The sequence below is a fragment of the Mesorhizobium sp. M0491 genome (assembly GCF_040321265.1).
Classification (GTDB): Bacteria; Pseudomonadota; Alphaproteobacteria; order Rhizobiales; family Rhizobiaceae; genus Mesorhizobium.
In genome coordinates this window covers 263584-281550 of record NZ_JAMYRE010000003.1, presented here as the reverse complement: position 1 = coordinate 281550, position 17967 = coordinate 263584, and the positions used below count along the sequence as shown (strand labels likewise).

Annotated in this window: 21 protein-coding genes; 13 read left to right on the top strand and 8 right to left on the bottom strand. The window is 62.2% G+C overall.

Annotated elements, in window-relative coordinates:
• Positions 1 to 9 precede the first annotated feature (9 nt).
• Entirely contained in the window at positions 10 to 1062 is a 1053-nt protein-coding gene (locus tag NKI69_RS05305; RefSeq protein ID WP_352720337.1) for a DUF1176 domain-containing protein, read from the bottom strand.
• Between the two features lie 138 nt (positions 1063 to 1200).
• Here NKI69_RS05305 and NKI69_RS05300 point away from each other — a divergent pair, with 138 nt between their 5' ends.
• Positions 1201 to 1707: a DUF1993 domain-containing protein gene (locus NKI69_RS05300; protein ID WP_023810360.1), complete on the top strand. Its 507-nt coding sequence runs from the start codon at positions 1201 to 1203 to the stop codon at positions 1705 to 1707.
• Positions 1708 to 1768: 61 nt separating this feature from the next.
• Here NKI69_RS05300 and NKI69_RS05295 read toward each other — a convergent pair whose 3' ends face one another.
• Positions 1769 to 1933 (bottom strand): hypothetical protein, encoded by a 165-nt coding sequence (locus tag NKI69_RS05295; RefSeq protein WP_023810361.1) that lies wholly within the window; start codon positions 1931 to 1933, stop codon positions 1769 to 1771.
• Between the two features lie 412 nt (positions 1934 to 2345).
• On the opposite strand from NKI69_RS05295, the gene NKI69_RS05290 reads away from it, so the two are divergent.
• From NKI69_RS05290 to NKI69_RS05280, 3 genes are all read left to right on the top strand, one after another.
• The gene (locus tag NKI69_RS05290) at positions 2346 to 2801 is read left to right on the top strand and encodes a hypothetical protein (protein WP_023810362.1); all 456 of its coding nucleotides are present in this window, start codon (positions 2346 to 2348) and stop codon (positions 2799 to 2801) included.
• 115 nt (positions 2802 to 2916) lie between these two features.
• Positions 2917 to 3984 carry an aldo/keto reductase gene (locus NKI69_RS05285; RefSeq protein WP_023810363.1) on the top strand — a complete coding sequence of 356 codons (1068 nt, stop codon included), beginning with the start codon at positions 2917 to 2919 and terminating at the stop codon, positions 3982 to 3984.
• A gap of 53 nt (positions 3985 to 4037) precedes the next feature.
• The gene (locus NKI69_RS05280) at positions 4038 to 5303 is read left to right on the top strand and encodes a cysteine desulfurase-like protein (protein ID WP_023810364.1); all 1266 of its coding nucleotides are present in this window, start codon (positions 4038 to 4040) and stop codon (positions 5301 to 5303) included.
• A 15-nt stretch (positions 5304 to 5318) separates the two neighbouring features.
• Here NKI69_RS05280 and NKI69_RS05275 read toward each other — a convergent pair whose 3' ends face one another.
• From NKI69_RS05275 to NKI69_RS05255, 5 genes are all read right to left on the bottom strand, one after another.
• Positions 5319 to 6347: a histone deacetylase family protein gene (locus tag NKI69_RS05275; protein ID WP_023810365.1), complete on the bottom strand. Its 1029-nt coding sequence runs from the start codon at positions 6345 to 6347 to the stop codon at positions 5319 to 5321.
• Entirely contained in the window at positions 6344 to 6859 is a 516-nt protein-coding gene (locus NKI69_RS05270; protein WP_031212950.1) for a GNAT family N-acetyltransferase, read from the bottom strand. The genes NKI69_RS05275 and NKI69_RS05270 overlap by 4 nt, the downstream gene beginning before the upstream one ends.
• 226 nt (positions 6860 to 7085) lie before the next feature.
• Complete coding sequence (gene kce, locus NKI69_RS05265; protein WP_023810367.1) at positions 7086 to 8015, bottom strand: 3,5-dioxohexanoate:acetyl-CoA acetone transferase; 930 nt, start codon at positions 8013 to 8015, stop codon at positions 7086 to 7088.
• A 10-nt stretch (positions 8016 to 8025) separates the two neighbouring features.
• Entirely contained in the window at positions 8026 to 9405 is a 1380-nt protein-coding gene (locus NKI69_RS05260; RefSeq protein ID WP_352720331.1) for an aminotransferase family protein, read from the bottom strand.
• A gap of 1 nt (position 9406) precedes the next feature.
• The gene (locus tag NKI69_RS05255) at positions 9407 to 11050 is read right to left on the bottom strand and encodes a N,N-dimethylformamidase beta subunit family domain-containing protein (RefSeq protein WP_023810369.1); all 1644 of its coding nucleotides are present in this window, start codon (positions 11048 to 11050) and stop codon (positions 9407 to 9409) included.
• Between the two features lie 154 nt (positions 11051 to 11204).
• Between NKI69_RS05255 and NKI69_RS05250 the strand changes: the two genes are divergently transcribed.
• The 7 genes from NKI69_RS05250 (at position 11205) to NKI69_RS05220 (ending at position 15957) form a co-directional block, all read left to right on the top strand.
• Positions 11205 to 11453, top strand: coding sequence for a ParB N-terminal domain-containing protein (locus NKI69_RS05250; protein WP_013532091.1), 249 nt, complete (start codon positions 11205 to 11207; stop codon positions 11451 to 11453).
• A gap of 129 nt (positions 11454 to 11582) precedes the next feature.
• The gene (locus NKI69_RS05245; RefSeq protein WP_023810371.1) at positions 11583 to 12068 is read left to right on the top strand and encodes an SRPBCC family protein; all 486 of its coding nucleotides are present in this window, start codon (positions 11583 to 11585) and stop codon (positions 12066 to 12068) included.
• A gap of 43 nt (positions 12069 to 12111) precedes the next feature.
• On the top strand, positions 12112 to 13068 hold the full coding sequence (locus tag NKI69_RS05240) for an alpha/beta fold hydrolase (protein WP_128303305.1): 957 nt from the start codon (positions 12112 to 12114) through the stop codon (positions 13066 to 13068).
• 197 nt (positions 13069 to 13265) lie between these two features.
• Positions 13266 to 13664, top strand: coding sequence for a GFA family protein (locus tag NKI69_RS05235; RefSeq protein WP_023810373.1), 399 nt, complete (start codon positions 13266 to 13268; stop codon positions 13662 to 13664).
• A gap of 184 nt (positions 13665 to 13848) precedes the next feature.
• Positions 13849 to 14046: a hypothetical protein gene (locus NKI69_RS05230; RefSeq protein WP_013532087.1), complete on the top strand. Its 198-nt coding sequence runs from the start codon at positions 13849 to 13851 to the stop codon at positions 14044 to 14046.
• Positions 14047 to 14235: 189 nt separating this feature from the next.
• Positions 14236 to 15108, top strand: coding sequence for an undecaprenyl-diphosphate phosphatase (locus NKI69_RS05225; protein WP_352720328.1), 873 nt, complete (start codon positions 14236 to 14238; stop codon positions 15106 to 15108).
• A gap of 72 nt (positions 15109 to 15180) precedes the next feature.
• Positions 15181 to 15957 (top strand): phosphodiester glycosidase family protein, encoded by a 777-nt coding sequence (locus NKI69_RS05220; protein WP_128303307.1) that lies wholly within the window; start codon positions 15181 to 15183, stop codon positions 15955 to 15957.
• Positions 15958 to 16029: 72 nt separating this feature from the next.
• Here the strand turns inward: NKI69_RS05220 and NKI69_RS33530 are convergent, their stop codons facing one another.
• A complete protein-coding gene (locus tag NKI69_RS33530; RefSeq protein ID WP_245490376.1) occupies positions 16030 to 16305 on the bottom strand; it encodes a hypothetical protein in 276 nt (91 codons plus the stop codon).
• On the opposite strand from NKI69_RS33530, the gene NKI69_RS05215 reads away from it, so the two are divergent.
• Together NKI69_RS05215 and NKI69_RS05210 are read left to right on the top strand one after the other, a co-directional pair.
• The gene (locus tag NKI69_RS05215) at positions 16193 to 17194 is read left to right on the top strand and encodes a glycoside hydrolase family 25 protein (RefSeq protein WP_502895807.1); all 1002 of its coding nucleotides are present in this window, start codon (positions 16193 to 16195) and stop codon (positions 17192 to 17194) included. The two genes, NKI69_RS33530 and NKI69_RS05215, sit on opposite strands and share 113 nt — an antisense overlap.
• 154 nt (positions 17195 to 17348) lie before the next feature.
• On the top strand, positions 17349 to 17957 hold the full coding sequence (locus NKI69_RS05210) for a class I SAM-dependent DNA methyltransferase (RefSeq protein WP_352440177.1): 609 nt from the start codon (positions 17349 to 17351) through the stop codon (positions 17955 to 17957).
• Positions 17958 to 17967: the final 10 nt, after the last annotated feature.

The following is a 17967-nucleotide window of genomic DNA, read 5'->3' as shown; positions in this document are numbered from 1 at the left end:
GTGTGAGGCTCAGGGCGCGGTGTTGTAGTCGACGACAGTCTCGGGGTTTTGCTCCCCGTCATAGGACGCATCGACGTCGTACTGGACCAGCGAGAAATTGCCGTTGCGAAACAGGTACGTCCCCGCGTCGGACGCATCGCCGATGCCGCGCCACTTGTTGAACGTGGTGATCGTGTGGGCGGCTTCGTCATAGTCGGAATTGACTGCCCAGCCGGACGTCTGGAAACCGACGATGGTCATGCCCAGCAATTTGCCGTTGCTGTCATTGTTCTCGTAGCGGATATCCATTTTGGGTTCGGCGAACTGCAATTGCTGCACGCCCGATGTCTCGTCGGTCATGTAGTAGACCGAGCTTTCATTGTAGGCGGCGGCCGAGCAGGAAAAATGGAACAGTCGCGTTTCCTTGTCGGGATCGCCGGGCTGCGCATCCTTGTCCTTGTATTTGATCGAAAAAACGGTCGGATCATTGGCGAGGAACTGCTTGTCGCACTGGTCGCCATAGGTTGCCAGAAAGGCCTTCTTGGCCTGCTCCAGTGCGGTGTCTTTCTTTGGCGGTGGCGGGCCATCGCCGCAGCTTGGCGGCAGCGCCTCCTCGAAATCGGCAGTGGAGGGCTTCAGTGCCCCTTTCTCGATGTGGATCGGATCGAAGGGTGGCTCCACTTGTGTCTGGGCATTCACCTGGCGCAGCGTGTAGCACCCGGCAAAGACCTTTTTGCCGCCGCTCTTGTCGGTGGCGCGGACGGCGACGGGGACGTTGTAGAAAATGCTGCCGGCCGCACCTTCGTCGGAAACAGCCCCGGTCTCGACCTCGACCTTGTCGGTGCCATCAAAACCCTTGACGAAACTGTCGAAATCCTTTGCCGGCTTTGTATCGCCGAAATAACCCCAGGCGCGGGCGAATTCGTGCCAGCTGATGGCGCTGTAGAGCGAACGCACAACCGCATCGGCGCTAGACCGGTCGTCGACATAGGGCGTTTCGGGGGCATCGTCGGCCGCCAATAGCGTCTGGCCGATCGGGACAAGGGAGAGAAAGGCAGTCGCTGCGAAAAGGGCGCGTCTCATCGGGAACCTCCGCTCGATGGGGAGATTCTACTCTGGCGATTGCGGCAACGTGGTGACGCAGGCTCGGCGGTCTTGAAGAATCGCGCGCGAAGGCGCTACGTCGCGTCCGCCGGCGTTCGGCCGGGCAGGAGATTTGACGTGACGATATCGATGTATGAGGCCTCCGTGCCTGTGTTTTCAGCCAGGCTGAAAGCGCTTTCCAATGTGCTGGCGACCGCCGAACAGAATGCGCTTGATCGCAAGATCGATCCGCAGGTGTTTTTGACCTCTCGGCTGGCGCCCGACATGTACGCACTGACCCGGCAGGTGCAGATCGCTACCGATCACGCCAAGGGCGCGCCGTCGCGGCTCGCCGGGCGTGAGGTGCCGAAATATGAGGACAACGAGGCGAGTTTTGCCGATGTCCAGGCGCGCGTCACCAAGACCCTGGACCTTCTGGAGACCTTTTCGGCCGCCGAGTTCGACGGTTCGGATGACAAGGTCATCGAACTGAAGCTTGGCCAGCGCGAGATTTCGATGCCCGGCACGCAGTATCTGCTGCATGTGGCCATGCCCAATTTCTATTTCCACCTGACCACCGCTTACGACATCCTTCGCCACAATGGCGTGCCGCTGGGCAAGGCGACATTCCTGGGAGCGCGCTAGAGGATTAGGGTCTTCGAGATGTCCCGGACTGATCCGGGACATCTGGCGACTCCGATGACAGTCAGCGAATGGACATTTCGCGGGCGATGCGGGGGAAGTCGGCCGGCTTGATACCGATGTCGGCGCGGTCGGCATTGCTCATCGAATGAAGCAGCGCGAGCGCCGAGCGGTATCTCAGATGTTCCTGCGGCCGAGGCCGGGCGAACATTTCAGTGAAGAAACCCATGATTCAAGCCCCAAATTGGTCCTCCACGCCAGCCAATATAGGTGAATCGTGACAATTGTGCAGTGCAGCATTTGCATACCTGCCATGTCTTGGCGAATTTTTGCCTTGGCGAATCTTTCGCCATTTTCTGCAACCCGGTGAAACTTTTGGCCGACGCGCACCGTAGCCTCGAATGCTGGCTACATGGCCGGTTTTTCCTCGCCACTCCTGGCGAATTCCGGACTGCGTGAAAATGCAGTCCGGCTTTTGTTTTTGGGATTGCGGTGGGTCAAGCGGTAGACGAGGCGAAGGCTAAATTCGTTAAGATCGGTGCCATGCATTTTTAACGAGCCGGTTCTATGCTTTGATACCCGAATGGTCGGGCGAGGGGGAGGCTGACATCGCTACTGGCGCCAAGCGGGATTTCGCTTCGTTGCTCGACGACCTCTTCATCGCCCCCGACAAGAATGGCGAGGGCGAAGAGGCCGGCGCTCGTCCATCCATCCCGTTCGACTATCTTTCGGTGGCCGATGAACTCCATTCCGGCCGCATCAAGGTTTCCGCTGCCGAATATCGCGAGGCGGGCGCGGATCTGGCGACGGAATTCGCCGCCTTGCTCGATCATGCCAAGCTGGCTCTCGCCGGCGAAGAGCCAAAGCCCGAGGAAAAGCTGCCGCCGATCGATCCCGAAGCCATCGCCATGGAACTCGGCCTCAATCAGCCCAAGCAGGTCGCCGATTTCGGTCGCATGCGCCGCAGCTTTGCCTTTGCCAACCATCCCGACCGTGTCGCTCCGCATCTGCGCCAGCGCGCCATGATCCGCATGCAAGTGGCCAACATGCTGATCGACGAGGCCAAGCGCCGTGCATTGGCAGGTGCTCGCCGCTAACCCGGCTGGTTCACGCAAAAGTCGCTCTGGCGAGGCTTGGAGAGCGGCTCTGCTTTGCCTATAGATGCGGCTTCCTCCGCGCAGTCGCGCCAGCCTTCCTCCGGAGCCGAATTCCATGCACAAGCGTCGTCTCGGTCGGACCGATCTTCTTGTTACCCAGATCTGCCTGGGCTCCATGACCTGGGGCCAGCAGAACACCGAGGCCGAAGGCCACGCCCAGATGGACCTGGCGTTCTCGCGCGGCGTCAATTTCATCGATACCGCCGAGCTCTACCCGATCCCGCCCAAGGCGGAGACGCAAGGGTGGACCGAAAAGATCATCGGCAGCTGGATGAAAGCCAAGGGCAACCGCGACAAGGTAATCCTTGCCTCGAAGGTCGTCGGCCGCACGGCCAACAGCTGGTTTCGCGGCGACAGGCCGTCGCAACTGGTGCGCGCCGATATCTTTGACGCCATCGACAAGTCGCTGGCCAAGCTCGGCACCGACTATATCGACCTCTATCAGATCCACTGGCCGGAGCGGGATATCCCCTGGGGCGCCAACCCGACGCGCGTCGGCGCCGTGTCGCCGCGCGCCGATTCCGTCGGCGCACCGGCCGACGAAACGCCGGTCGCCGAGACGCTTGCCGTGTTCGACGAACTGGTGAAGGCAGGAAAGATACGCCATTTCGGCCTGTCGAACGAGAGTTCCTGGGGCGTGATGCGGTTCCTTGCCGAAGCCGACAAGGACATCGGCCCGCGCGTCGCGTCGATCCAGAACGCCTACAATCTCGTCAACCGCACCTTCGAGGTGAACCTCGCCGAGGTCTGCGAGCGCGAGCAAGTGTCGCTGCTGCCCTATTCGCCGCTGGCACAGGGATACCTGACTGGCAAATACGACCATGGCGCGCGGCCTCAGGGCTCGCGCACGCAGCTATTCAACCGCGGCCAGCGCTACGAGACGCCAGGTGCTGCCGAAGCACAACTTGAATACAATGAGCTGGCGCGCTCCATTGACCTGGAGCCGGCACTGTTTGCCAATGCCTATGTCTCAAGCCGGCCGTTCGTAACCTCCAACATCGTCGGCGCAACGACGCTTTCGCAGCTCGACATGGCGCTGTCTTCCGTCGATGTCGTCTGGACCGAAGAAATGCAGAAGGCGGTGGATGCGATCCATCAGCGGGTCGGTAATCCCTGTCCTTGAACGGGGATTGGCCGCTGGCCGAATCCAATGATTACAATGGGAGAAGGGCAACAATGAATTTTCCGATCGAGCTGGTCCGCGAAAGATTTCCCGCTCTCTCCCTGACCGACAAGGGCCGTCGCCGCATCTATCTCGACAATCCGGCCGGCACGCAGGTGCCGCAAGTCGTCGCAGACGCCGTGTCGCGCTGTCTTTTGACCACCAACGCCAACCTTGGCGGCTATTTCGAAACGACGATTGCCGCGCAGGCCGTCGTCGATGAGGCGCATCGGGCAATGGCCGATTTCCTTGGTGCGGCGAGCCCGGAAGAAATCATCATCGGCGCCAACATGACGACGCTGACCTATCACATGTCGCGCACGCTCGGCCGCACGATGAAGCCCGGCGACGAGATCATCCTCACCCGCATGGACCATGAGGGCAATGTGTCGCCCTGGCTGCAGCTGGCCGAGGATCTCGGCCTCGTCGTGCGCTGGCTGCCGTTCGACGAAAAGAGCTGGCAGGTCGAAGAGGCGACGCTCGCCGGGTTGCTATCCGACAGGACCCGGCTGGTCGCGTTGAACTATGCCAGCAACCTGACTGGTTCCATCAACCGGGTGAAGGCGCTGAGCGCCATCGCCAGGAACGCCGGCGCGCTGGTCTATGTCGATGCCGTGCAGTTCGCCCCGCACGGCCTGATCGACGTTCAGGAGCTCGGCTGCGATTTCTTGATCTGTTCGGTCTACAAATTCTTCGGCCCGCATATGGGCATTTTGTGGGGCCAGCATGATGTCATCGATGATCTGAAACCCTACAAGTGCCGCTGTTCATCCAACGGCCTGCCGGAGCGGTTCGAGCTGGGCACGCCGCAGATCGAACTGATGGCCGGCCTCACGGCCGCGGTCGATTACTTCGCCGACCTTGGCGCGGCAGCGGGCGAGGGTGGATCGCGAAGGCAGAAGATCGCCAAGGCGTTCGCGGTGTCGATCGCCTATGAAAACCCGCTGGCGCAACAGCTGATCGACGGTCTGTCCGATATCGAGGGTCTGACCATCCACGGCATCACCGATCCGAAGCGGATTGGCGAGCGCGTGCCGACGGTGTCCTTCACCGTCGACGGCATCGTGCCGGAGACGATCGTACGGCAGATGAACGCCGAGAACATCTTCCTGTGGTCGGGGCACAACTATGCCTGGGAGATCGTCCATCAACTCGGCATCCCGGCCGAGTATGGCGTCGTGCGCATCGGCATCGCTCACTACAACACATCTGCCGAAATCGACGAGACGCTGGAGAGCGTGCACCGGGTCATCGCCATGCTCAGGCAGCAGCGCTCCTGACACTGGCTTGAGTACTCACCGCATCTTGCCGCCGAAGCCGGTGAGGAACGCGGTGAGATTGTCGCCGAGTTCGTCGCAGAGGTAGCCGCCCTCCTGGACGATGACCGTCGGCAGGTCGAGCTTTGCGATGGCCTCGCCGATGCGCGAGAAACCCGGCGTCGTCACCGAAAGTCCGCCGAACGGATCGCCCTCGAACGCATCGAGCCCGAGCGCCACGACCAGCACGTCGGGCGAAAAGGCACGGATGCGCTGGAACGCTACCTCGAGCGCTTCGAGAAACGCCGCGTCGGCGGATTTGCGTGGCAGCGGCAGGTTGAAATTGTAGCCGAGGCCTGGCCCTTCGCCGCGCTCGTCGGCATGGCCCCAGAAGAACGGGTAGAAACGCACGGGATCGGCATGCAGCGAGACGGTCAGCACATCCGGTCGTGCATAGAAGATGCCTTGCGTGCCGTTGCCGTGATGCAGGTCGACATCGAGGATCGCCACCCGTGCGGCCTGTTTACGCAGAGCCTGTGCGGCGACGGCCGAATTGTTGATGAAACAGAAGCCGCCGGCGACATCGGCAAAGGCGTGGTGACCGGGCGGGCGGCATAGCGCGTAGGCGGCCGGTACGCCTGACATCACCGCCTCGGCCGCATCGACCGCGCTCCAGACGCTCCACAGCGCGCTTTGCCAAGTCTCGCCCGAGATCGGGCAAGCAGTATCGGCCATGTGGTAGCCGGCCTGCCCGACTGCCGAGGCCGGGTAGGAGCCGTTGCGCGCGATCGGATGGATGTTGGGGATCACTTCGGCCGAAGCGCCCTCGATGCGCTGCCAGCGCGCGTAGATATGCTCGAGGAAATCCAGATATTCGGGCGTATGCACAGCCGCGACCGGGCCGAGCCCATGATCCCGAGACCGCTCGATCGTGCAACCGGCGGATAATGCGCCGGCTAACAATCTTTCGACGCGCTCCGGCTTTTCCGGATTGGGCTGCGCCGCACCGCTTGACAGAAAGGCCTTGGGGTCGTGACGCTTCTGTTCCTCGGCGTAGAAGGCTTTCATTCCTGCTCCTCATTCTCGGCCGTGTCGGCGAAGGCAAAGAAGGCATCGCCGATGATCTTCTGGGTCTGTTCGTAGCTCGACCAGGCGATGCCCAGCCTTTCATAAAAGGCCTTGGCGCCCTCATTGTCGGTGTCGACGGATAGCCTCAGATACACGCCGCCTTCTTTCCGGCACTGCGCCGCAACGTGCCGCAGCAGCCGCTCGCCGATCTTGCGGCCACGAAAACGATCCTCGACATAGAGGTCTTGCACATAGACGCCAGGCCGCCCCATCCAGGTCGAAAAGATCGGGAAATGCAGGCAGAGCCCGGCAAATTCGCCGCCGACTTCGGCGATCAGGGTGGAGAAGGATGGCTTTTCACCAAAGCCGTAAGTTCTGAGATCGTCCGGTGTCGAAATGATCTCCTCGGGCGCGCCGATATGGGTGCCGAGTTTCAGGATCGCCGCGTGGATCGTTTCGACGTCGTCGAGAGTGCCGAGTCGAAGGAGGATATTGGGCGGGGGGACAATCATCGGAGGTTCGGTGCCCAGGCACCCCCCTCTGTCCTGCCGGACATCTCCCCCGCAAGGGGGGAGATTGGCAGTTTTGATACTACCGCCCATCCTGCAACGTTGGAAGTTAGCGAAAGCCGAAATGACATCCGATCTCCCCCCTTGCGGGGGAGATGTCCGGCAGGACAGAGGGGGGTGCGAAGGAACGCAATCATTTCAGATTGTCTCCCTTTCAAACGCCAGCATCTCAAAACGCCACCCGGTCGCCGCCCTTGAGCGCCAGCATGTCGCGCGCTTCGGTGGGGGTTGCAACCTCCAGCGACAGCCCATCGAGAATGCCACGGATGCGGCGCACCTGATCGGCATTGGATTTCGCCAGCTGGCGGCCGTCATAGAGACTGTCCTCCAGCCCGACGCGGACATTGCCGCCCATGGCCGCGGCGATCGAGATCAGCGGCATCTGCTGGCGGCCGGCGGCCAGCACCGAGAACTGGTAGCTGTCGCCGAACAATTTGTCGGCGATCCGCTTCATGTGGACGAGATTGTCCGGGTCAGCGCCGATGCCGCCCAGAATGCCCAGCACGAACTGGATGAACAATGGGCCAGACACCAGCCCCCGGTCGCGGAAATGCGCCAATGAGTAGAGATGGCCGACATCGTAGCATTCGAATTCGAAGCGCGTGCCGCAGCCCTTGCCCAGTCTTTCCAGCACCCCTTCCATGTCGGCGAAGGTGTTCTTGAAGATCGTGTCGCGGGTGGCTTCCAGCAGCTTCGGTTCCCACTCGTGCTGCCATTCCCTCGGCTTGTCGAGCATCGGGAACAGCGCGAAATTCATCGAACCCATGTTGAGCGAGCACATTTCGGGTTCGGCTCTGAGCGGTGCCGCCAGCCGCTGGTCCAGGGTCATCAGCGACGAGCCGCCGGTGGTGATGTTGATCACTGCATCGGTCGCCTGTTTGATGCGCGGCAGGAACTGCATGTAGACGTCCGGATCGGCGGTCGGGCGGCCGTCACTCGGATCGCGGGCGTGCAGATGCAGAATCGAGGCACCGGCTTCGGCCGCCGCGATCGCCTCCGCTGCGATCTGGTCCGGCGTCACCGGCAGATAGGGCGACATCGACGGCGTGTGCACCGAGCCGGTGACAGCGCAGGTGACGATGACTTTTCTAGGCGCCATCTTTGTCGCCTCAGCCTTCGACCGGTAGGTCGAGTTCGGAGGCCAGAACGTCCAGCGAGTCGCCGATGATGGAGACGATCTCGCCGACCTGCTCCCTGGTGACGATCATCGGCGGCGCGACCATGAAATTGTCGCCGTCGACGCCGCCCTTGACCCTGCGGCCATAGATGATCAGCCCGCGCTCATAGGCGAGGTCGAGCAGCCGTTGCGTGGCTTTCTTGGTCTGGTCGATCGGCCTCAGCGTCTCGGGATCGGCAACCATCTGGGCGCCGGTGAGCAGGCCCTTGCCACGCATATCGGCGATGAACGGAAACCGCTTCGCCAGCCCCTTCAGCCCGTCCATCAGCACGTCGCCCATGGCGGCCGCATTGGCGATCAGGTCGAGCCGGTCCATTTCACCGAGCACGGCAAGCCCGGCGGCGCAGGCCAGCGGATTGCCAGCATAGGTGTGGCCGTGCTGGAAGCCGCCGGAGTCAAGCAGCGGCTGCACCAGCCGCATCGGGGCGGCGAGCGCGCCAAGCGGCGCATAGCCCGAACCCAGCCCCTTCGACAGCGCAACGATGTCGGGCTTGCAGTTCCAGTGGTCGCCGCCGAGGAATTTGCCGGTGCGGCCGGCGCCGCTCATCACTTCATCGTGGATGAGCAGGATGCCGTAGCGGTCGCAGATCTCGCGGATGCGCGGATAGTAGCTGTCGGGCGCCACCAGCGCTGCGGTCGCAGCGCCACCGATCGGTTCCATGATGAAGGCGACCACGCTCTCCGGCCCTTCGGCCAGGATCTTCTCCTCCAGCATGTCGGCATAGCGGATGCCGCGCTGTTCCATCGAGAGATTGTCGCGGTCGCGCCAGGCATTCGGCGCCGGCACGGTCGGCATCACCCGCATCATCGGCTCGAAAGTTTCGGCCAGCGCATCGTCGCCGGTGATCGACAACGAACCCAGCGTGCCGCCATGATAGGAGGGAAAGCGGGTGATCACTTTCCACCGGCTGGCCTGGCCGGTGGCGACGGCCCATTGCCGCGCCAGTTTGATGCAGGATTCCGTCGCTTCCGATCCGCCCGAGACGAAGAAGATACGGTCCATGCCTTCCGGCAGCTTGCCGGCGAGTTCCCGCGCCAGTTCTTCGGCCGGCTCGTTCTCGAAATGCAGCCGATAGGCGAAGGTGGCGCGGTCCATCTGCCGCTTCATGGCATCCAGCACGTTGCGGTTGGAATGGCCGATATTGGCGACCATCGGGCCGCTCGAGCCGTCGATAAAGCGGCGGCCGTCCTGCGTCCACATATAGATGCCCTCGGCACGGTCGATCAGCGGCCGGCGCAGGCTGGACAGATAGAACAGATGCGAGTCTCGCCGGACTTCGGGTTCTTCAACGGCGGATTGGATTTTCGACATATCAGGGCTTTCCGAGGTAACGATCGAGGACATTTTTTGTGACGCGTTCGACCATCGGGTCCTGTCTTAGCAGGCCGGCGACCCATTCGCAGCTTCCGGCGTGGAACACCTCGCCCTTGCCGCGCGGGAAATTGACGATCATGCCATTGCCGCGTTTGACCTTTTCCAGATTGGCGTCGCTCGCCTCTCCGAACAGTGTTTCGGCGGTGAAGCGACCGTCTTCGTCGGTGAGGAACTGATCCTCGATCGGAATGTCGGCGCTTTCCTCGACCTGGGATGCCATGCCGACCGCGAGAACCTGCAGGCCGTCTGGCGCGCCGCTGGTCGCTGTGGGGTAGGGCAGGCCGCCGCGTATCTCGAAGTCGAGCCCATCGACTTCATAGCCATAGACATGGCTGTCGGAGCCCAGCAGGTCACCATAATAGATGCCGGTGCCGGCAAAGGCCCAGTGCTCCGGCCGGTAGACCGGAAAGCCACGCACGCCGCGCGGCGCGCAACCGCCCCAACCGGTATAAACCCCGCGCGTGGCGTTGAGCCCGAAGGTCGCCGAACCCGGCCGGCCGATTTCCGGCGCTTCCCAGGAGTTGGTGGCGCGGGTGATGTCGCCGCCTGGGAGATAGGCGGGGTCTTCGGCACGCGCGCGATATTTGTAGCAGACCTGCCGGCGGGCCTCGTCTTCCAGCCGCGTCTGCCACATGAAATTGCCGGCAAAGCGCGCCGCATGGCCGCCGCGCTCGACATAGGCGTCGACGGCATCGCGCATTTCCCAGGTCCAGTATTCGTCATGGCCGACGAAGACGGCACAGTCGTAGCCGTCGAGAATTTCGGACGAAAAATGCAGATCGTGCTGGCTGATGAGATCGACGCCATAGCCGGCCTGTTCGGCGAAGCGGAAGAAATGGCTGTCATAGCTGGCCCAGCCCGAAGAGGCGTATTTCTTCGAATGGCCTGTGGCGAGCGCCCATTCCATATGCGGATAGCGGGGAATCGTCTTGGGTGGCACGGCGACTTCCAGCGGCACGCGCGGCGCGTCTTTCGGCAGCACGACGAAGCCGCGGCACCAGGGGCGTTGCGTCGACACGATGGGCGAATACTGGTTGCGATCCGGCCCGGTGATGCCCTGGTAGTGGTTGGAGCCGCCCCAGGTGTTGTAGGCCAGCCATGTGCCTGTCGCAGCCACCTGCAGCACACGGCCGGGTTTACGGCCCGGCTGCGGGCTGACGATGAAAAGATGATGGGATTGGATCGGTTTGCCGTCGCGGCCGTCGGCGGTCAGCGTGACCCGATAGGCGCCGGACGGCCAGTCCGCCCCGACGCGAAATTCGAAGGATACGTCCCAGCCGCAGCCTTCAACCGAACACTGGTCAGGTGTGTCCTGCCGGCGTGCCGCGATGCCCGATTTTTCGAACGCTTTGGTCTCGCTGCCGCCATCCCGGGTGATTGTCATGCCGAAGTTCGGAGCTGTCGAACTGACATGCAACGCCACCGTTTCGCCGGCGCGATAGGAAAAGCGGTCGCTGTAGCACCAGATCTCGCCGCGCTCGCCATCCATCCCCGGCCATTCGTAGTAATGGCCACGCACCGCGTGGCGGCGCTGCTCCGGCGTCAGTCCGAAATCGGGGAATTCGGTCGGCAGATGGGTCATGAACACCTGAAAGGTCGAAGGCCGCCATTTCGGCGATCTGCTGTCGTTGCGTCAAATGGAAACGATCGGACCAGCATTCGTTAGCCGCACCCTTGGCCGCCTCCATCAAACGGACTATCTCAGGGCAGGCGGCGTTTCCGCCACGGGGGTCGGAATGCTCAGAGTGCAAAAGGTCAAAGTCGACGAGATCTACGTGCCGACAGCGCGCAAGAAGACGCTGCATCCCGAGACCGTCCGCCATCTGGCCGAGGACATTCTGGAAAACGGCATGAAGACGCCGATCCAGGTCCGCCATGACGGCAAACGCCACATCCTCGTCGAAGGCCTGCACCGGCTGGAAGCGGCAAAGTGGCTCGGCGAGACCGAAATCGAGGCTTATCTGGTGCAAGCCAAGCGCCACTGACACTTCCTTCGTTCCCCACGGACCGACGCGGAGCAGGGACGTCATCGCAAAATTTTCGTGGACGATGTCGGTTTGCGGTTCATCGGCTCGTCCTTGGGACGGAAGCCAGATCAAACGCAGGACGCCCTTATGACCACCAAGCTCGACACCGCCCCCACCAACGACCGTGAAGTGGTTCTTGCCCGCATCATCGATGCGCCGCGTGAGAACGTCTATCGCTGCTGGACCGATCCGAAACTGATCACGCGCTGGTTCTCGCCAAAGCCGTGGACGACGCCGCGCGCCGAGATGGATGTGCGCACCGGCGGCTCGAGCCTTGTCGTCATGGCTAGCCCGGACGGTAACGAATTCCCCAACCCGGGAATCTTCCTCGAAGTCGTTCCCGGCAGGAAGATCGTCTTCACCGACGCCTACACAGAGGCTTGGCAGCCTTCGGAAAAGCCGTTCATGACCGTCGTGCTGACCTTCGAGGACGAGGGCAACGGCAAGACGCGCTACATCGCTCGGGTCAGGCACTGGAGCGTCGCCGACCGCGAACAGCATGAGAAGATGGGTTTCCACGAGGGTTGGGGACAGTGCGCCGACCAGCTCGAAGAACTCGCCAAAACGCTTTGATCCGCATGACGCTCTGATACCGGCAGGACGAGAGGAGATCGATATGTCCAAAACCCTGTTTTTCGCCATTTTTGCTTCGGCCGCAGCACTGCTTGCCTGCCCGGGCACCACCAATGCGGAGGAGACAAAACCCGCCATGACGACTGAGACGAACGCACTGCCGAAGCCGGAAAAGTCTGGCCTGCTGCCGATCGACGGCCTGAATTATTATTATGCCATCTATGGCAAGGGCGAGCCGCTGCTTCTGCTGCATGGCGGTCTCGGCACCACGGATATGTTCGCGCCGATCCTGCCGAAACTTGCCGAAAACCGCACCGTCATCGGCGTCGACCTGCAGGGTCACGGTCGCACCGCGCTGGGTGACCGACCATTCACCGTGGAAGCGATGGGCGACGACATGGCCGCCATCGTCAAGGCGCTCGGTTACGACCAGGTCGATGTCATGGGCTATTCGCTGGGCGGCGGCGTCGCCTTCCGCATGGCCGGCCAGCATCCCGAAGCGGTGCGCCGCCTCGTCCTGGTATCGACCGGCTACGCCACGGACGGCTTCTATGACGAGATGCGTCCCCAGCAGGCACAGGTGAGCGCGGCTGCGGCTGAGTTCATGAAGGACACGCCGATGTACAAATCCTACGTCGCGGTGGCGCCGCATCCGGAGGAGTTCCCGAAGCTCCTCGATGCGCTGGGCGGCTTCATGCGTCAGAACCGCGATTACTCGGCCGACGTCGCCAAGCTGAAGATGCCTGTCATGCTGGTCTATGGCGACAGCGATATGTACAAGCCCGAGCACGAGATCAAGTTTTATCAGATGCTCGGCGGCGGGCTGAAGGACGCCGGCTGGATGCGCGAGAACCTGTCGCAGAACCGCCTGGCGATCCTGCCCAACCGCACCCACTACGACACTTTCTTCGCCCCCGAACTCACGGCCGCCGCGCTGCCGTTCCTCAACGGCCAGACCAAGGTCAAAACCTGGGACGAGGTCGTCGGCGAAACGGAGTGAACGCCAAGGCCGCCGGTTGTTGGCTGGCAGCCGGCGGATCGTCATGCGGCCGCCATGACGGCTTTCGGCGTCATGACTTCAGCCCCACTCGCATCAGCATAAGCGATGACGTTGCATCAAAGCTTTTCAATTGACCCAATCGGCCGCGCCGATACCTTGCGCGCCTATTCTCCCCCACCAGTGGATCGATCCGGACAATGGCAAGATATGACGGCGGATGCCTGTGCAAGGCGGTGCGCTACCGCGCGGACGCGGCCCCCATCAACGAACGCGTCTGCCACTGCCGGGTTTGCCAGAAGGCGATCGGCGCCGCCTTCAACGCACGCGTCCTGTTTCGCATCGACGACGTGACGATCGACGGGCCGCTGGCGACCATAAACTCTTCGCCGGATCTCAAGCGCGGCTTTTGCCCGAGCTGCGGCACGACGATGTTTTCCCGGCGTGATTCCGCTGATATCATCGGCATCACCACCGGTTCGCTCGACGATCCCACGGTTTTCAAGCCGCAAATGCATATTTTCACCGCCTCGAAGCAGCCCTGGGTGGTGCTCGATGACAGCCTGCCGAAATACGAAGGCGCCCCTCCGCCAGGCTAATTTTCCCCTTTCCCTTTGTTGTGGAAGAAGGTGGATCGACGCGCTACGCCAGCGAGAAGGAAGAACGCAACCATGGCCAAAATTTAATCCAAATCGACACGAGGTAGCCGGCAAAGCGTCATTGGCGGGCCATCATTGTCTCCCTATTTATGGGTCGCGGGTACGGCATTCGAGGAGACGACGGATGAACGACAGCATCAGCACCCTGGACGAGCTTTTGAGCGATCCGATGGTCCTGCTTGTGATGGAGCGCGATCGTGTGCGCCCCGAACAGGTGCGCATGCTGCTCGAACGGGCTCGCCGGCCTTCGACCGATGAGCCCGAAGTGCCGCCGGCGCATGTGATCGCCAGGACATGCCAGAAACTCTGGCTCTGCCCGTAGTCGCTTTGCGATTTTCCCTGTGTATCTCAAGCCGGCTCCAAGGTGGGCCGGTTTTCGAACGGCGTGCACTTCGGCACGCCAGCTTACAAATCCGTAAATTGATTATCCGGCCCATGACGATAAGGCTTGTCGGGGATTGACCGGTGGTCGGTCCACGCAACTCTGATCTCTCATGCACGGAATTCGATTTTGGCCGACATCTGCACACAAGGCCTGGACACGGGCTTCGTCGGGCTGGGGTTCGCCAAGGTGGCGTTCCTCGGCGTGGTGCAAGGCATCACCGAACTGTTGCCGATTTCCTCGACCGCCCATATGCGCATCGTGCCGGCCGTGCTCGGCTGGCAGGATCCTGGCTCCGCCTTCTCCGCCGCCATGCAACTCGCGGCTCTTGCCGCGGTGGTCAGCTATTTCTGGAGTGATGTCAGGAATATCCTGTTTGGTTCGTTCGACGCTCTGGCGCGACGCGATTTCGCCGACCGGCATTTCAAGCTGGCGCTCTGGATCGTGCTGGCGACGATCCCGATCGTCATCGCCGGCGTGGCGCTGTCGGGCGTGCTCAACGCCTGCAATTCGCCGCTACGCAGCCTAACGGTGATCGGCTGGGCCTGCATCGCAATGGCGATCTTGCTGGCGCTGGCCGAGATCTTTGCCCGTCACCGGCGCAGCATGGGCGGTGCGTCGCTGACCGATGCGCTGCTCGTCGGTGTTGCCCAGATCGGCGCGCTTGTCCCCGGCGTCTCGCGCTCGGGCTCGACCCTGACGGCGGCACTGGGGCTCGGCTTCAAGCGGGCCGAGGCGGCGCGCTTCTCGTTCCTGCTCGGGTTGCCGGCGATTGCACTCGCCGGCCTTAAGGAACTCTGGGAACTGCACAAGGTCCATCTCGACGCCCATGGGTGGTCGGTCCTTGCCGTCGGGCTGGTCGTCGCCTCGATCTCCGCCTTCTTCGCCATATGGGGGCTGATGCACGTGCTGGAGCGTTTCTCGGCCTGGCCGTTCGTCATTTATCGCGGCCTGCTCGGTGTCGTCCTGCTGCTGGGCGTGGCGATGAGATGGCTCGTCTAAGGCAAGTTCCACAGTATCGCTTGAAACGGGCTATATCCGTACCGGACCTCGAACTTCGATTCCGGTACGCACATGGATTTTTTGACCCTCCTGCAATCACTGCCGTTGCTGCTGGCGTTGGCCAAGGGCGCACTGCCGTCGGTGGCGGCATTTGGCCAGTGGGCCGCTTCACTGCCGCCATGCCGGGACTTCACCTTCGAGGCGACCAGCTATCTCGTTTGCGAGGTCGATCCGAAACGATACCAGCTCGAGCTGTTCTGGAAGGATGCGGCGGGCAAGCCGTTTCAGTCGCTGCACAATCTGCATGCCGCGCAACAGGCGATCGGGCGCACGATGGTGTTCGGCATCAATGCCGGCATGTATCACCCTAACCTCGCGCCGGTCGGCCTCTATGTCGAGCGTGGCCAGGAGATGGCCTCGGTGAAAACGGGATCGGGAAGCGGCAATTTTTCCCTGCAGCCGAACGGCATTTTCTACCTGCGCGACGGCAAGGCCGCGGTTCGTGCCACTCGGGATTTCGTGAAAAGGCGCCCGACCGTCGACTATGCGACGCAATCGGGGCCGATGCTGGTGATCGACGGCAAGCTGCATCCAAAATTCCAGGCTGACGGCACTTCGCGGAAAACCCGCGACGGTGTCGGGGTGCGAAAGGACGGCGTCGCGGTCTTTGCGATTTCGAACGGCACAGTGACCTTCCATGCCTTCGCCCGGCTTTTCCGCGACGCGCTTGGCTGCGACAACGCGCTGTTCCTCGACGGCACGATATCAAGCTTGTTTGCGCCTGCCATAGGCCGCAAAGACGACTACTGGAATCTCGGGCCGATGATCGGCGTTTTCAGGAAATCCTAGCCGGTTTTCCACCGCGCTTACCCACACGCGGTATGGGCGAAAAAAATTGATTCAAACTTTATTGGTAATTTCTCATTCATAACTGATCCGGTTTGTCCGTCGGCTGTCGTTTTGCCCTCGGTCTGTTGTGTTTTGAGTACAGGTCCAGATGCGGATTCCGGGCGTCGTCAGTTTTTTGATCGCATCGCTATGCCTTGCCGGCTGCTCTTCAACGGCCGGCGTCGACGCGCTGGATTTGCAGAAACCGTCCAACGAGACCACCAGTTCCGTGATTCGGCCGCCGGCACCGATCGCCGCTGCTCCGGCGGCAAGGGGCAACAGGGCGGCAAGGGCCGAATTGGCCCCCATGTCTGACAACGGTCCGAGGCGCCCGTTTGGTTTGGCGGAGGAGGAAGAGACGGGGGTGTTTGCCGCACCTGATGTGCCTGATCCCCAAGTGCCTGATGTCGGCGGGTTGCCGGTCGAGCCGGCAGCCTTGGTGTCGCCGCCCAAGCTGTTGACCCGCGCGGCACCGGCCATGCTTGCCGGGCCGCTCACCCGTTACGGTTTTCGTGATGCCAAGCCTATCAATTTCGGCAAGGCTTCGCCTCGCCGCCTTGCAGTGCACGGCGTCGACGTCTCGCGTTGGCAAGGCAACGTGAATTGGGACAAGCTGCGCGCCCAGGGCGCCAACTTCGCCTACATCAAGGCGACCGACGGTGGCGACCACCTCGATCCGATGTTCATGAAAAACTGGCGCAACGCCGACGCCGCCGGCTTGAAGCGCGGCGCCTATCATTTCTTCTACTGGTGCCGCACGGCCGGCGAGCAGGCGGACTGGTTCATCCGCAACGTGCCCAGGGTCGAAGGCGCACTGCCGCCGGTGATAGACGTCGAGTGGAACGGCGAGTCCAGCTGCAAGCGCCGGCCGTCGCGCGAAAAGGTGCTGGAAAAGATGCAGGTGTTCATGGACAAGCTGGAGCGCCATTACGGCCAGCGTCCCATCATCTACACCGCGCCCGATTTCTACCGCGACAATCTCAGGGGCGAATTCCTCGACTATCCGTTCTGGCTGCGTGCCGTGGCCCAGCATCCGTCAAAGGTCTATCCCGGCCGCAAATGGCTCTTCTGGCAGTATTCCGGCTCCGGCCTGTCGCACGGCGTCACCGGCCGTATAGACCTCAATGTCTTCCATGGCGACGAACGGCAATGGCGCGCCTGGGCCGGCGGCCGGCAGACGGTAGCCGACGCCAACTGAGACAGTCGTCAGTCCCGGCGCGCTTCGCTCTGCCTGATGCCCGCGGTCTGGGCAAGCGCGATATCGGACTGCTCGATGGACACGCTTCCGCCGGCAGCATTCGCTGAGGAAAGTGTCCGGCTCTTTGACCGACATGGACGCATGGGAGGAAAAGATGGGTGTGTCATCGGAGGCTCTGGCGCAGAGCCGTCAAACGATCAGCGCCTACGAGGATTATGCCGAACAATATGATGCCACCGTGCGCCATGTTCCCAACGAGAGGGAGCAGGCATCGCTGAAGCGCCTGGTGGCAATCGCCGGTGCAGGCGGCCGGATTTTGGAAGTCGGGTCCGGAGCCGGATATGACGCGGATTTTCTGGAGACTTTGGGTGTCAAAGTCCGGCGCACCGACGCAACCAAGCGGTTTCTGGAACTGCAGGCCGCGCGTGGCAAGCATGGCGAGTTGCTCGATCTCATCACCGATGATCTCGGCGGCCCCTACGACGCAGTCCTGGCCCTATGCGTCCTCATCCATGTGCCTCGCGACGAGACCGACCAGGTACTTGCCAAGATAGCCGGGTCGCTGCGGCCGGGCGGCGCCTTCCTCGTCTCGATGCGCAATGGCGACGGCGAGACATCAGGCGAATATCACATGGTCTACTGGCGCAGGGACGACTTCGCGGCCCGTCTCGAAGGCGCCGGGCTCGTCCTCATCAGGGACGATTTCAACGTCGGCCGCGATAGCGAAGAATGGAACACGTTCCTGGCCGTCAAGCCTGCATGACCCGCCGAAC

What these genes read in the sequence shown, in the direction of transcription:
- NKI69_RS05305 (WP_352720337.1), bottom strand. Translation starts at nt 1,062, where the DNA reads ATGAGACGCGCCCTTTTCGCAGCGACTGCCTTTCTCTCCCTTGTCCCG.
- NKI69_RS05295 (WP_023810361.1), bottom strand. Translation starts at nt 1,933, where the DNA reads ATGGGTTTCTTCACTGAAATGTTCGCCCGGCCTCGGCCGCAGGAACAT.
- NKI69_RS05285 (WP_023810363.1), top strand. Translation starts at nt 2,917, where the DNA reads ATGCACAAGCGTCGTCTCGGTCGGACCGATCTTCTTGTTACCCAGATC.
- NKI69_RS05280 (WP_023810364.1), top strand. Translation starts at nt 4,038, where the DNA reads ATGAATTTTCCGATCGAGCTGGTCCGCGAAAGATTTCCCGCTCTCTCC.
- NKI69_RS05275 (WP_023810365.1), bottom strand. Translation starts at nt 6,347, where the DNA reads ATGAAAGCCTTCTACGCCGAGGAACAGAAGCGTCACGACCCCAAGGCC.
- NKI69_RS05270 (WP_031212950.1), bottom strand. Translation starts at nt 6,859, where the DNA reads ATGATTGTCCCCCCGCCCAATATCCTCCTTCGACTCGGCACTCTCGAC.
- kce (WP_023810367.1), bottom strand. Translation starts at nt 8,015, where the DNA reads ATGGCGCCTAGAAAAGTCATCGTCACCTGCGCTGTCACCGGCTCGGTG.
- NKI69_RS05260 (WP_352720331.1), bottom strand. Translation starts at nt 9,405, where the DNA reads ATGTCGAAAATCCAATCCGCCGTTGAAGAACCCGAAGTCCGGCGAGAC.
- NKI69_RS05255 (WP_023810369.1), bottom strand. Translation starts at nt 11,050, where the DNA reads ATGACCCATCTGCCGACCGAATTCCCCGATTTCGGACTGACGCCGGAG.
- NKI69_RS05250 (WP_013532091.1), top strand. Translation starts at nt 11,205, where the DNA reads ATGCTCAGAGTGCAAAAGGTCAAAGTCGACGAGATCTACGTGCCGACA.
- NKI69_RS05245 (WP_023810371.1), top strand. Translation starts at nt 11,583, where the DNA reads ATGACCACCAAGCTCGACACCGCCCCCACCAACGACCGTGAAGTGGTT.
- NKI69_RS05240 (WP_128303305.1), top strand. Translation starts at nt 12,112, where the DNA reads ATGTCCAAAACCCTGTTTTTCGCCATTTTTGCTTCGGCCGCAGCACTG.
- NKI69_RS05235 (WP_023810373.1), top strand. Translation starts at nt 13,266, where the DNA reads ATGGCAAGATATGACGGCGGATGCCTGTGCAAGGCGGTGCGCTACCGC.
- NKI69_RS05230 (WP_013532087.1), top strand. Translation starts at nt 13,849, where the DNA reads ATGAACGACAGCATCAGCACCCTGGACGAGCTTTTGAGCGATCCGATG.
- NKI69_RS05220 (WP_128303307.1), top strand. Translation starts at nt 15,181, where the DNA reads ATGGATTTTTTGACCCTCCTGCAATCACTGCCGTTGCTGCTGGCGTTG.
- NKI69_RS33530 (WP_245490376.1), bottom strand. Translation starts at nt 16,305, where the DNA reads ATGGGGGCCAATTCGGCCCTTGCCGCCCTGTTGCCCCTTGCCGCCGGA.
- NKI69_RS05210 (WP_352440177.1), top strand. Translation starts at nt 17,349, where the DNA reads ATGGGTGTGTCATCGGAGGCTCTGGCGCAGAGCCGTCAAACGATCAGC.